Below are 13,175 nucleotides of genomic sequence, written 5' to 3'. Positions count from 1 at the left end.
TCTTTTTATTGATTATTTTTATTTTGCTAAATTGCTAAACAGCACCCAACCACCTGAGAAACTCAATAAGCAAATAGCAAGTATCGCAATGCAAGTCATTGCTGTTAAAATTGGATTTTGCTTATATCGAAGGCGTAATGTGGAGAAAATTGATTCTTTAGTTGCTGATTGCTCGTACATTTCATCAAGTTTTTCTTGAATCTGTGGTTCATCATCTTTATGGATATTTTCTTGTGTATTATCGTGCGTAAAAACTTGTGTAAGTTCTTCCAAGCGTTCCTGAGTGGCCTCTTGCTCACTCTCTTTTGAGACAGAAGGAGTATCATCAATTACGCTTTCTTGTTTGTTTTTTTCTATTTCTGGATAATTAAAGTCCCGAAATGTGCCAAACTCCTGAGCTTGTCCTACATTTTTAATAACTTCTTTTGGTTTCACCAGAGTATGAAGTTCAACATTTAGTGGTAACGCTAAACTCTGCTTGTAATAAGTTTCAATTGTTTTTTGTTGAGATTCAGACAAGCGATGCAGCTCTTGTTGTACTCTTTCTGCCTCTTTCTTCTTTTCAATCTGTAAATCTAACAATGACTCATCCAAAAACTCTTTTAGCTTTGCTGTTTCATCAGCAAGTAAATTTGAAATTTCATTGTGTACTTGGTTTTTAGATTCATTTTTCACTTGTTTAATTTTTTCTTCTAAAGCAAATGAACTTTCATGCTGGATGGTTGCCACACGTTGTTCGTATGCTTTTTTTTCTTCAAGTAAATCTAACTCTTCTTTATTTTTAGCACGCTTTGTTTCAAAAACTAGTGTCTCTTCTAATCTCCTTGAAGCATTATGGATCAATTCATTTTTTAATTGCACACGTTTATCTAAATTTTTTAGGTGGATGGCCAGTTGATTTTTCTTTTCTACTTCAAACTTTGCCATTTTTTTCTCAAAAATTGATTTTTGTAACGCATTACTCTCTCGATTCAATTGGTCAACTTCTTTGTTTATTGCTTCAATTTTTTCTGTAATTGATAATGGAACAAAAACATCAGGTGAAGTAGTTTTCATCCCAAAATAAGTAAAAGAACATGGCTTAAAGTCTATTTTTTCTTCCAACAGAATAATGGAAAGTGGATTTTTTGTTACCTCCTCTTCTTGTATTGATTTTTCAGAGGTTTTATCTTTCTCAAGCACCTCTTCAGAAGACTCCATAGAAATTTCAGAGATTTCTTTTTCTTCTAATTCGTGAGTTTCGGAAGTTGGTTTTTCTATAGGTTCATTCTTTTCAAACTCTTCGACTTGATCTTCAGCTTTGTCTCGATTTTGATAAAAGGGAACAATAAATTCTACATAATCTTCATCATCCCACTCAAAATCTGGTAACAATGGCAAATACTCTTCTCCCAATTGGGTACTTTCCTGCCAGGCTTCAAAAACCTCTTTGAGATAATTTAGTTTATCTTCAAAAGGAACTGCCGAAAAAGGCATCAAGTTAAACATGGCTTCAGAGAGGGGTTTTAGAATATTTTCATAGTCACACGTGATTTCGAAATCTGTCAAAAACAGTTCATCTTCTGTAGAGGTTACCCCTTCCTGATTTAAAACCAATTCTATTTTAGAAATAAAAAATGATTCTTCATCTGTCAACTGATTTGATAATTCATCAAAAATTCTCTCTACATTTTCAAAAGTAATCTGTGGGAAAAACCTTTTTTCCTCATCATTCACCATAAATGATTGTATTTTCTGCTTATTCGCTTTTGAAAGCGATAATTTTAGAAAATAGTCATCTTTAAGGGTAGTTTTCTTTTTAAATAATTGCATAGTTTTCCTTTCGTTTTCCTCTTTTCTTGATTTTATCTTGCATTACAATTTTTTGCTCCATGCCCCCACTTCACTTCCAAATCAAAAAAGAACCACTTTTCAGTGATTCTTTTTCAACTTATTTAAGATTCAAGTAGTTCATGTACCAGGCAATGAATTGTGAAGCACCAAAGATAATTACAATAGCAATGAGAATGCCCCACCAGTAACTTCGTACCCATTTCTTGACTGCTTTACCACCTAAAGCATAAGCAACTGCCGTTGCAACAACGACCAAGACAATGATGATTACAGACCATGTTTGAATTTTAGTTGTCAAATTTGCTGCATCTGTTTGTGTTTTCGCAAAGGGGTCTGTCGCACTTGCTGCAAGAGCAACATTTGCATTCAAGATAAAACCTGCAAGTAGTGTACTAAGTGTTGTCCAAAGTGTAAATGTCTTGCGTTTCAATAACGTCATTAAAAAATATCCTCCATTCTTGATATTCAGTTTACCGTATTTCAATTTTTTCAGCTTTATTGTGCCACTTCACTTCCATTATTTGAATGAGAACCTTGTTTGTCTTGCTGTTGGCGCTCAGCCATTTTTTTACGCTTTTCTGCAATCATTTCATCAAAAAATTGTTTTTGCTTTTCAGCAATATAACGTGCTTGGTAGTGTGCCATGACTTCTTTTGGATCTTCATCAAAAGCTTCCGCTACTTCTTTAAAGCGACGAGAAAGCTCTGTAATTTCCGCCGCTTTGTATTTTTTTCGATTAGGGCTTGGTAATGCCATTAGTACTCCTTTATTTAATAATATTGATTTTAGTATTTGGATCTTGTGCCTGAATACTCGCAATCGTTTTTTCTAATTCTTGTTGTACCCTTTCTTGTGTATCAACATGTGTATTTCCTTGTGTATGTTGTTGTATAACTTCTTGCATTTTTTCTGTTATCGGTTTCTGATTTTCTGATAAACTCCTCGCAATGGCTAGAGCTTCATCATAAGAAACAGTGGAGTACCCTGTAAAGCCGTTGTATGTTGCAGTATAAGTGACAGGTGATGTGACATGACCTTCCTGTGCTGTGGTGGTAACGGTTTGGGTTCCCTGTTTGGAATCCTCTACTTTTCCTGATTGTTCAAAAGAGCTTGAGGCACTTGTTAAAACCTCTGTTTTTTTCAAACTTGCTTTCTTTTCTGAAGCTTCAGATTTAGAAGTCTTAGAATCTCCTGTTGAAACTTGTTCCACAGATGAGGTATGAGTTGATTTAAAATTACCTTGTGCTGTTGAGTACTGCGATTTAGTACCTATTCCAGATAAATAAACAATTCCAGCGCCTAGGCTGCCCAAAAGTAGAAAAACTCCAACTATCAACACTAACAATACAACATTTTTTCGATTATAGAGGTCTCTTTTCATTTTTCCTCAACTTTCAACGTAAAGAATGAGATATACTCGTCTCTACTGATTATTTATTTTCAGTATTTCCCTCTGACTTCTTTGAGAAGTAACGGCGTTTAATGATATCTGCTCCACCCACAAAGAGTGAAAGTCCAAGCAATGTCATACCTAAGCGGGACAAATAATGTTCTGTCGCTTCACCTGTCTTTGGTAAAAAAATATTTGCTATGTTTGAAGTAACTGTCGCCATTTTTCCATACCATTTATCACTATCACCAACCTTCTTACCAGACTCCTCACCAATAGCTGTCACAGTGGCTTTGTCTCCATGAAGTTGTCCATTTGGCAATTTAGGGAGATCTCCTTTTCCAAGAATCACTTCACCAGGTTTCAGTATCAAAGACTTGCCATCTGTTGTTTCAAGAGAACCATCAGAGGCCACTTTAAGAGTCTTCCCATTAAATGTCCACACGATATTTTCCACCTTAACATTTCCTTCAATAGTTTGGTCTCCAGGCGTCACTTTATTTAAGTTTTCTGAACCATTATTGGTTACTTTGAAGAAGATTGGGATTTTCGTATTCCCAATAGTCGCAAAAGTTCCCTTAGTATCATGGTCATTTGGTCCAGCATTATTATCTTTATCAGTATTATTCCCTTTCCCTGCCTCAGGATAAGCTACATTGGATTTTTCAATATCAATACTTGGTTCTGGACTTGGTGTTTTACCATACCATTTGTCTTTATCTCCCACGGTTTCGTTAGAAGTCACTCCTACTCCAGTGACTGTAAATTCATCCCCATGTGTTTCTCCTGCTGGAAGGACAGGAAGGAGTCCATGAATTTCTAAGGTTTCTTTAGGTTGCAGAACTAAGAGTTTACCGTCCAGTAAGAACTCGCCTTTGTCATTAACAGTAAGCGTTTTTCCTTTGTAAGTGACTTTGATCTCTCCTACATTGACTTTACCCACCAGTGTTTTATCTCCAAAGATAATATGGCTGAGCGCTTCTTTTCCGTTGTTGGTAATCAAGCCAGAAATATCCGTTGTTTTATCTTTTTGAACGATTAATGCGGTTTTTTCCGTATCGTGATCATTCTCTCCAACGTTGTTATCCTTGTCAGAATAGTTCCCGTTTCCTGCTTGTGGCACTTCTTTCCCATTTGTTTTTTCGATATCAATACTTGGTTTTGGTACTTCTGGTGGAGTTTCTGGCTTGTTCGTTAAACTCATCTTAGATAAGGCCACAAAGGGATTATCTTCTGTGGTATCTCCCACCACGATATTCCCTTCATCATTGGGATTCTTGTCACTTGAATTATCAGTCACATTATAGGTACGAGTAGAGAAAGGTTTTGAGCCATCCTCATTGGTAGAAGCCGTGATCGTAAGCAAGTCAGATTTCGTATCATGACTCATATGGATATAAATATCTGGAATTTTATCATACCCATCAATTCCTTTGGTTTCAGACATTTTCCAATCGCCATAAACCAACTGTGTTGCTCCATAGCCGTCTTCATCAGTCGCTGGATTTACACCAGTTGTTACTTTAATTGGATCTGCAATAGTCCCTTCTTCTGGCGTGAATGTAAATTCAACCCCATTGTAACCTGAACCATTAGAGGCAGCTCCAGCCGTTTCCGCCAGTTTTTGGAAGGAAATCTTCGCTTTAATCGCTTGTTCTTTTGAAGTTAAACCAGGAACAACGATATTTGCGGTGTGGTCATCTTTTTTAGTGATTTCAAACTCATGTTTTGTAGAATCAGCGGTATAACCTTCCCCAGCATCCGGTTCTAGGAGATAATATTTTCCTTCAGCTAAATTACCAGCACCAATTTGAAGTGTATCGTCTTCCATATCAATCACAACGTTGTCCCCTGTTTTGACCACGTTCCCATTAATAACCATCTCAGTAACTTTGTCCCCTATTTGGAGTTGGGCTTTAGGAGTGTCGCTCCATTTCACTGGATCACCTTTTTTATGAGGACTAGAGCCTGTGGAATCATCATTATAGAAAAGTTGATATTTGGCATCTTTCATCACAGATTTACCATTTTGATTTTTGCCTGTTTCTTTATCTTCTTTGCTTAAGCTGAACTGACCTTTCACTTCCTGATTGGTTCCGTTCGCTTCATCAAAGACGAGTTGCGTCTTATTGTCTTTATAGGTCAACTCTACATCCACTGGTTTAAAGGTCAAGACAAATCCATTAGATGCTTTAATTTCTTCTACATGGTATTTTCCTAGCGGAATTTTATCCGTTTTAGCTTTTCCATCCTTATCAGTGGTCACAGTATAAGTGGTTCCTTTATCTGCACCATCCAATTTAGTAATCTTGAATTGATTACCTGCAAGAGAATAATTACCATTCCACAAATTTGTGCCAGATTCTACACCTTTTTTAATTATAGAGATTTGCCCTTGCACGGCATCATTGGTTAAATCCTTTCCAGAAACTGTTGTGGTTTTCCCGCCTGAGACATGAACTTTCACATCTGAACGTTGAGTTTGCCCCGTTAAAGACCACTTATCTGAAATTTCATGAAGTGTGTAATCACCTGGTGGCAATGGTTTTGATTTTTGAGATTTACCTGATCCATCTAAAGTCAATGTATCAACAACTTTACCATCTTTATTAATAACTTGGAATTTCAACCCCGTGAAGCCATAATTGTTATTTGGGAGATTGTCCCCGTACTGTGCGGTTGTTTTGTCAAGTTGTAAATAACCAGACGGGTTCAAAGTTGGGCCTTGGGTTCCAAATAAAGATTGGATGATTGATCCTTGAGTTTGATTGCCTAATGTATCATCAAAAACAAGGTTGACCATATTACTTGGTTGTACGGTGATATATGAATTCATAGATAAAGTAGATTTATCTTGTGAAACCGTATCATTTGTGGAAGCAGTTAAGACATTATCTTTTAATGTCAAATTTGTTGGATCAGAAATAAAATAACCCAAACTATTATCAGAAACTTTTGCAGACTGTCCCGCATCAATATCGGCAACTTTAACTACAGACAATGAGTTTGCAGGTAATGCTTGCCCTGTATTTTCATTAACGTAAGTGATCACAGCACTAACTTTTCTTGGAATACCAAGCGTACAACCACCATAGGTTGTTCCAGAGCCATTACCATCGCCTCCACCCTCGGAGCCACCACCATTGTCAACCGCTTGAACACCTGTCATGGCAACGACATAGCCTAGTGTAATATTTCCATTCCCATCGTTACGTGCTGCAACCATAAGCTTATAGCCGTCCCCAAAAACATCACGTGGCGTAGTTGCATCCTTTGAATCATAGTACGTCGCATCATTGATGGTCACTTTAACTCCAATTGGAACGTATTTCCCAGACGAAACTTCAAAAGCTTGACCAACATTATGAATGCCTACATATTGTCCTGCACCATCTACATAGTTGAAATTATCAGTATCTTGAAAACCGTCACTCGACATGATGGCGTTCTTAACAAAGTTATAGTTTGGAATGGACAAATCCGCAGGATTTGCGGAGGCAAGCGATCCTAAGCTTGATCCTGCATAAGAGGTTTGTCCGTTGTACCACCCAACCTTTTGTCCATTGCCATCAGAATCTACTGCCCCCACATAATAATCGGGCGATAGACCTTCTGTTAAAGCGTCAACACCTTTCTGTACATTTGACCATGCCGTATTCGAAGTTTTATATACAGGACTTGAGCCAATAGACCCTGCCTGTGTGAAATCAGACGGTAATGTTGCAGCATGGGCAATGGTTTGAATGAGTGAAGGATTCATAAGCCCTGTCATTACCACACCACCGACTAATACTGTTAAAACAGAAGCTCCATAGAGCCACCGTTTCCCTGACTTCCATTGACGAAATTGTGTCATTTTGGATTGAGGGAATTCTTTTCTCCATTTATTTTTCTTCATACAGAAAAATCTCCTTTATTATTTTAAGCTAGGAGATTCACTCTCGAGTGGTGAATCTCTAAACTCATTGTCATTTTATCTAGGATTTAAAAATCTTGCTCTATGCCCCCACTTCACTTCCAAAAAAAAGAGAAATAAAAAAAACGGATAAATAATAATCCGTTTTAATCATCTTATTCTATTTAGCTTGCTTTTTACCATTTGTCCCCTGGTTGTTTATTGTTTGCATTTCCTGTTCCTGCATTCAGCGCTGCTTCCCCTTGGGCAGACAAACCAGATGCTGAATCATCTTTCTGCGCCGCTGTTGGGCCATTTCCACCACCATTATTAGAAGGCGCTACTGCTCCACCGCCATTTCCGCCAGGTGTTGGGGGATTGTAGCTTGGTGCATTTTGTGCAGGAGCTTGAGCATATTGACTATAGTCACCTGCGCCTCCTGATGCTGCAGGTGCTTCTGCTTGTGGAGCAACTGAATTATTTACATCTGCAGCTTGAGCTTGGGTATCATTTTGGGGTTGCGCTTGTTCTTGAGTAGCTTGTGCTTTTTGTTGTTCCGCACTTGCTTTAGATTTTGCTTCCTCTGCAGCTTTTGCACGTTCTTTATTATTTTTTACTGCAGTTTTAACTTTATCCAAACGTTTTTGCAAGTCAGCTTTTTTAGACTTCGCAATATTATCTTTTATTTTATCAATAGCTGTTTGTGCTGTTTTCACATTGGCATCTTTTTGAACTTTTTCTGCATTGGCAACAGCTTTATCTGCTTTGTTCACTAAATCCCAGTTTTGACGAACTTTTTCAACACGTGCAACGAAAGCAGTTTTATCTTTTTCATCAAGTTTTTTGATAGCATCTTGTGCAGATTTTACATCAGCTTCAGCTTTAAAAGTTTCTGCTTTTTCAGTTGCATCTTTTGCAGCTTTAATCAAGTTGTCGCGAGCTGTTTTAGCTTCTTGAGCTGTTTTTTCTGCTTGGGCCTGTGCTTGGTTATTTGCTACAATCCCTGCGCTACCTCCAGCCAACACCAGGACTATGACTCCACCAATAATCCATTGTTTTTTTGTAAATTTCATCCTTTTCTCCCTAATATTAGTATAAAAATTATTTTGTTAAAGTTTCTTCTGGATCGTTGGATTTGTCCACTTTGACGATAATAGAATTTTTTGTTTCTTTAAAATCCAGAATCATAGTATTGTCTTTAGCCTCATCACTCACTTTTTCACCATTCCGTTCAGTGACAGCATATTCAATTTTATCACCTTTAATTTCATAAGTTCCAACAAACTTCCCAGCTCCCGCATCCATTCTCAGTTCATTTCCAGAAAAAGTCATGTCATAGATATGAGAAGAATTTACATCTGTATTTTTGTAAGTCCCTTCAAGCTTCTTATCTCCACAAGCAGTTAAACCTACTAAAGCTAAACCAGTCATTCCTAAAACTAATAATTTTTCCATAATCTCATTCCTTTTTCTTATATTCTTTTCTGTCACTATTATCTCTTAATCTTAAGTGATTTTCAAGCAACATAATGGACAATTCTCATTTATTTCATTTTTGTTGTGTTGCATCCATATTGTAACATTCATTGTTCTTTAAGCGGTTCGCTGTCCACAGAAAAGACTAACGTTCGTCGCTCCAGTGCTTCAGTTAGAGTAGGAGACTCTCCATTGACTTGAGCTGTGATAAAAAGCGCTTCTTCTTTTCCTCGATGCTCTAAAAGAATCTTTGATACTTCAGATGTCAACTTTTTAGTAATGAATCGTTCAATCGGACGTGCACCATTGCTTTTATCTGAGCCATTGTCCACGAGATAGTCCAACAACTTATCATCATACAATAAATAAGCTTTTTGCTTTTTCATTCGTTCTTGAAGAATTTCGATATTTTTTACGGCAATTTCACGTATCGTTTCTTTATCCAGCATATTAAAAATAATTTTATCGCCAATACGATTCAAAAATTCAGGACGAAAATCTGTCATCAAAGCATTTGTGATGCGTTGTAAAAATTGCATTTGATCACGTTCAGATAGCTCTGTTCCCATAATTTCCGCATTGTTTTTTATCATTTCAGCGCCAGAATTTGTTGTCATGATAACAATGGTATTCTTAAATGAAATCAATCGTCCTCGGCCATCTGTTAAACGTCCATCATCCAAAATTTGAAGCAGTAAATCATGGACTTCACGGTTACCTTTTTCAATCTCATCAAAAAGAACAATAGAATAAGGTTTCATTTTAACTGCTTCTGTCAAGAAACCTCTGTTTTTGCGAGTACCAATCAACTTTTCAGAAGAACCTTCTTGAGAATATTCGCTCATATCCAATCGGATCATCGCATTTTCATTATCAAACATCACTTCCGCAAGCGCCTTCGCTAATTCTGTTTTACCAACACCTGTCGTCCCAAGAAAAAGAAACGAAGCCAATGGTCGATTCTCATTTTGCATCCCTGCTCTTGCAATTTGTATGGCATGAGTTACGTCATTTACAGCTCTACTTTGTCCTTTAACACGTTTTTCTAGAATCTCTTGAACATGATCCAATCGCTCATTGTCGTCTTTTAAAATAACAGATAAGGAAATTCCTTTTTTACGTTGAATCACCCCTGCAATTTCACGTTCTGTGATTGCCTTTTTACCATCAATCACTGCCTCTGCACCTGCTATATCAATCAAATCAAGTGCTTTGTCAGGTAAATAAAGCTCTGGAATATAACGCACAGAGAGAGTAACAGCTGATCGGATGGCAGAAGGTTTAATCTTCACACCATGTATCTTTTCATCATACTTAGCCACAGCCCCTACAATTTCAATAGATTGAGCAACAGTTGGTTCATTAACAATAATCTGCTGAAATCGACGCTCCATTGCTTCATCTTCTTCAATATAATCATGAAATTCATCTGCTGTAGTTGCACCGATCAATTGAATTTCCCCACGTGCCAATGCTGGCTTGATGATATTAGCGGCATCAATTGCGCCTTGAGAACGCCCAGCTCCCATAATTGTATGGATTTCATCAATAAAAAGAAGATTTTTTTGCTTATACTCTTTTAACTCTTTAATGATGTTTTTGAATTTAAGAACGAATCCTCCATCTTCTTCACTCAAAAGTGATGAGAGTTCCAAATTTCTAACTACAACATCTTTCAAAAAAGAGGGGACTTCTTGTTTGAGAATAAGTGCAGCTAATCCCTCTACAATAGCTGTTTTACCTACACCTGCATCTCCAACAAGAATTGGACTGTTTTTGCGAATTCGTGTTAAAGCATTAAGTACTTCTTTAATTTCTAAATCACGTCCTATTACTTCAAAAGATTCCAATTTTTTTGAAATTTTCTCAGTTAGATTTTCTGTGTATTTGTCTAAGAATGGTGTCTCACTCATCGTCATCCTCTTCCAGTTCTTCAGCTTCAGCCAAGGCTTGTGCCCTTGCTTCGGCTAAAAGTTGTGCCTTTTTAAGTTTTTCTTGTTCCTCTGAATCCACCGTAACGTCAACTTCCTGTGCTTCCTCTATAACAGATCGAGATTCAGCAGTAAACTCTGCCTCAATGATATTGGGAATCGAACCAGATGCTTCCTGTGCTTTTTCAAAAGTAAAATTTTCTTTTATAATCTCTTCAGTTTTACTAGCCGCTTCTGACTCTTCTGTGCCTTGTGGTTCTGACCAGCCTTTGAATGTAGGACGTTCATTGATTGAAGGAGTTTTTTCATTACTCTTAGAATTAAACATTAATTCTTCATCAGAAATAGTGCTAGAAATACCTGGTATCTCCAAGTCAACACTTTCTGGAATCGGAGTATCTATCAATTCTTGAGCCAATCGTTTTAGTTCAGAAAAATCAGGTGGAAGTATTGAAGAGGACGCTCGCTCTTTTTCTTCAAAAGTTTCCACTTTATCTTTTTGTGTATTTTCTTGTGTAAGTTCTTGTATAGAATTCTCTAACACAATGAATTCTTCCATTTCATCCAACAGGTCTAGCGCATCATTCACACCTGCCTGATAAGTAAAATCATTTTTAGATTTTAGTTTTTTCAAAGCTGCTTTTAATTCTTGTTTATAGTACATTATTTTACTTGCCCTTTCACCGTTTCTCTAATTTCTTCTCGAATACCTTCTAAAAATTCGTGAGCTTCAAGTTTGCCTTCACCAATGAGCTTTAAAGTCATTTCCCACTCCGATGTTTTTTCTGGATTGGCAAACTGACTGCCTAGCTCTTCTAAGGCACGAATTGTTTTTCTTGCTTTTTCCAAGGGTTTATATTTCCCCGTTTTCTTATCCAGCTCCACAAACCCATCTCGCACCAACCCAGCAAGTATAGAAGCACGTGTGGCACTCGTACCAATACCATATTTGACAAGCACTGTCTTTAACATCGTGCTTTCTGTTAGTCTTGCAGGTGGTTGTGTTTTTCCTGCTTTAATTCGGTTCTCTACCTTAAGAATTTGTCCTTTCTCATAATTAGGGAGTGGCTCTTTTTCTTTTTTAGATTTTAAAGCCATGCTGTGCCATCCTTCTTCTAAGATAACCGTTCCAGACACAGAAAATTCTTTTCCATTGTCAATAGTAACTTTTGTAACAGCTAATTTTTGATCTTTTTCAAACATCATAAGCATACGAGTGGTCACTGTTTCATAAACCAAACGTTCATCGTGTGTTAACTCTGCTAAAACAGGAAGTGTTTCTGTTGGAATCAAAGCATAGTGCTCTTTTACTTTATCTGTATTCACATATTTTTTTCGTGCTTCTGTGTAAGCTGGAGGGAATTTTCTCCCTAGAAGTTCCTGGTACTTTTTAAGATTTACTTTCAAATAGGCAAACTCATATTCTGTAATAAGCTTGCTGTCTGTTCTTGGATAACTCATCACTTTCTTTTGATACAAACTTTCTGCCACCGAGAGTGTTTGTGCTGAAGAAAAATGATGATGTTGACTCATATAAGCTTGAAGTTGTGTTAAATTAAAAAGAAAAGGAGCTTTTTTATCTTCAACTTCTTTGATAACATCTATCACTTTTGCATTTTTAGATAGACTTACTAACACTTGTTTTGCATCCGATTCAGACAGAGAATTTTTATCTCCACCAAATACTTGTTCATTGGTAAAAATAACACCATTTTCATCTTGAACTTCTATTTTCCAAAAATCTTTCGGTACATGCGCTGCAATTTTATTATCATTTTCAATGATTAAATTCATTATTGGTGCCTTCACACGTCCCACTGATAATTTTTCATAGCCCTTTTTATTAGCTGTTTTCTTGATTTTTTGAAGTTGTCCTTTGGTTTTCAAAACACTTCTGACAAGTGGTGTGAGATTAGCCACACCTACTAACCAATCCGCAGTACGTCTCGCATCAGCTTCTACAAAAAAGTTATAAGTTTCATGTGCGGGTCGAAGATGATTATAAGCTTTTTGAATTCCATCTTTTGTCAATGAGTTCGCCCATAGGCGATATTTAACCTTTTTTCGATACTCTGGAAATTGATTAAGCAATGTATAAAAAATGCTTTCCCCTTCACGATCTGGATCTGTTCCAATAATAATTTCATCCGCCCACGCTATTTCTTTTTTTAGGTTGTTGTATAAAAATTTAATAGTCTTCAAATGATTATCACGGTCTGACTTTTTTGCGCCTTGTGGCTTAAAACCATACAATATTTCTTCTGGGAAATAGGGTAAGGGTTCTTTGTAAGCTGGTTCAATATCATTCACAATATCAAGGAGGTGGCCTGCAGCTGGTGCAATATGTAAGTTAAGCTTTGAAACAATATAACTTGCTCCAGATTTTCTGAATTTTCCTAAAGCTTGAGCATAGCTACTTGCCTGAGAATTTTTCTCTGCCACAATTAAACGTTTAATCATACTCGCCACCTATTTCCATTTCTAAAACAGGTTCATCTGTTTTTTGAATACGTCCCAAATGAAGGATGATTTGTACCTGTCTCGCCCATGCTTCATAAGTTTCTAATCGATCCACACAATTCACACTACCATCAACGCTTTCATAAAAGATAGCTAAATCAATTTGTGAAATAGATTTTACAATCACTTT

The 13,175-nt window shown here is 36.9% G+C and carries 11 protein-coding genes; all 11 read right to left on the bottom strand.

Annotated features, from left to right (window positions below; genetic code table 11):
* Positions 1-18: 18 nt before the first annotated feature.
* A complete protein-coding gene (locus BZZ03_RS09500) occupies positions 19-1,812 on the bottom strand; it encodes an MICOS complex subunit MIC60 (RefSeq protein ID WP_086583125.1) in 1,794 nt (597 codons plus the stop codon).
* A gap of 118 nt (positions 1,813-1,930) precedes the next feature.
* The gene (locus BZZ03_RS09495) at positions 1,931-2,272 is read right to left on the bottom strand and encodes a TrbC/VirB2 family protein (RefSeq protein WP_086583124.1); all 342 of its coding nucleotides are present in this window, start codon (positions 2,270-2,272) and stop codon (positions 1,931-1,933) included.
* 56 nt (positions 2,273-2,328) lie between these two features.
* Positions 2,329-2,589, bottom strand: coding sequence for a hypothetical protein (locus BZZ03_RS09490; RefSeq protein ID WP_086583123.1), 261 nt, complete (start codon positions 2,587-2,589; stop codon positions 2,329-2,331).
* Between the two features lie 10 nt (positions 2,590-2,599).
* Positions 2,600-3,214 carry a hypothetical protein gene (locus BZZ03_RS09485; RefSeq protein ID WP_086583122.1) on the bottom strand — a complete coding sequence of 205 codons (615 nt, stop codon included), beginning with the start codon at positions 3,212-3,214 and terminating at the stop codon, positions 2,600-2,602.
* Between the two features lie 49 nt (positions 3,215-3,263).
* Positions 3,264-7,121 carry an MSCRAMM family protein gene (locus BZZ03_RS09480; RefSeq protein ID WP_086583121.1) on the bottom strand — a complete coding sequence of 1,286 codons (3,858 nt, stop codon included), beginning with the start codon at positions 7,119-7,121 and terminating at the stop codon, positions 3,264-3,266.
* 194 nt (positions 7,122-7,315) lie between these two features.
* A complete protein-coding gene (locus BZZ03_RS09475; RefSeq protein WP_233128975.1) occupies positions 7,316-8,191 on the bottom strand; it encodes a serine protease in 876 nt (291 codons plus the stop codon).
* Between the two features lie 28 nt (positions 8,192-8,219).
* Positions 8,220-8,573 carry a hypothetical protein gene (locus tag BZZ03_RS09470; RefSeq protein WP_086583120.1) on the bottom strand — a complete coding sequence of 118 codons (354 nt, stop codon included), beginning with the start codon at positions 8,571-8,573 and terminating at the stop codon, positions 8,220-8,222.
* Positions 8,574-8,701: 128 nt separating this feature from the next.
* Positions 8,702-10,507 carry an AAA family ATPase gene (locus BZZ03_RS09465; protein ID WP_086583119.1) on the bottom strand — a complete coding sequence of 602 codons (1,806 nt, stop codon included), beginning with the start codon at positions 10,505-10,507 and terminating at the stop codon, positions 8,702-8,704.
* Positions 10,500-11,189 (bottom strand): hypothetical protein, encoded by a 690-nt coding sequence (locus BZZ03_RS09460; protein ID WP_086583118.1) that lies wholly within the window; start codon positions 11,187-11,189, stop codon positions 10,500-10,502. The genes BZZ03_RS09465 and BZZ03_RS09460 overlap by 8 nt, the downstream gene beginning before the upstream one ends.
* Positions 11,189-12,985: a type IA DNA topoisomerase gene (locus BZZ03_RS09455; RefSeq protein ID WP_086583117.1), complete on the bottom strand. Its 1,797-nt coding sequence runs from the start codon at positions 12,983-12,985 to the stop codon at positions 11,189-11,191. The genes BZZ03_RS09460 and BZZ03_RS09455 overlap by 1 nt, the downstream gene beginning before the upstream one ends.
* Positions 12,978-13,172 carry a hypothetical protein gene (locus tag BZZ03_RS09450; protein ID WP_158092876.1) on the bottom strand — a complete coding sequence of 65 codons (195 nt, stop codon included), beginning with the start codon at positions 13,170-13,172 and terminating at the stop codon, positions 12,978-12,980. The genes BZZ03_RS09455 and BZZ03_RS09450 overlap by 8 nt, the downstream gene beginning before the upstream one ends.
* Positions 13,173-13,175: the final 3 nt, after the last annotated feature.

This window comes from Lactococcus petauri (genome assembly GCF_002154895.1).
Classification (GTDB): Bacteria; Bacillota; Bacilli; order Lactobacillales; family Streptococcaceae; genus Lactococcus; species Lactococcus petauri.
This window is presented reverse-complemented; position numbering and strand designations above follow the sequence as displayed.

Excerpts from the sequence above, each read along its gene's own strand:
- BZZ03_RS09485 (WP_086583122.1), bottom strand. The coding sequence starts at position 3,214 with ATGAAAAGAGACCTCTATAATCGAAAAAATGTTGTATTGTTAGTGTTG.
- BZZ03_RS09475 (WP_233128975.1), bottom strand. The coding sequence starts at position 8,191 with ATGAAATTTACAAAAAAACAATGGATTATTGGTGGAGTCATAGTCCTG.
- BZZ03_RS09490 (WP_086583123.1), bottom strand. The coding sequence starts at position 2,589 with ATGGCATTACCAAGCCCTAATCGAAAAAAATACAAAGCGGCGGAAATT.
- BZZ03_RS09495 (WP_086583124.1), bottom strand. The coding sequence starts at position 2,272 with ATGACGTTATTGAAACGCAAGACATTTACACTTTGGACAACACTTAGT.
- BZZ03_RS09455 (WP_086583117.1), bottom strand. The coding sequence starts at position 12,985 with ATGATTAAACGTTTAATTGTGGCAGAGAAAAATTCTCAGGCAAGTAGC.
- BZZ03_RS09480 (WP_086583121.1), bottom strand. The coding sequence starts at position 7,121 with ATGAAGAAAAATAAATGGAGAAAAGAATTCCCTCAATCCAAAATGACA.
- BZZ03_RS09470 (WP_086583120.1), bottom strand. The coding sequence starts at position 8,573 with ATGGAAAAATTATTAGTTTTAGGAATGACTGGTTTAGCTTTAGTAGGT.
- BZZ03_RS09460 (WP_086583118.1), bottom strand. The coding sequence starts at position 11,189 with ATGTACTATAAACAAGAATTAAAAGCAGCTTTGAAAAAACTAAAATCT.
- BZZ03_RS09500 (WP_086583125.1), bottom strand. The coding sequence starts at position 1,812 with ATGCAATTATTTAAAAAGAAAACTACCCTTAAAGATGACTATTTTCTA.
- BZZ03_RS09465 (WP_086583119.1), bottom strand. The coding sequence starts at position 10,507 with ATGAGTGAGACACCATTCTTAGACAAATACACAGAAAATCTAACTGAG.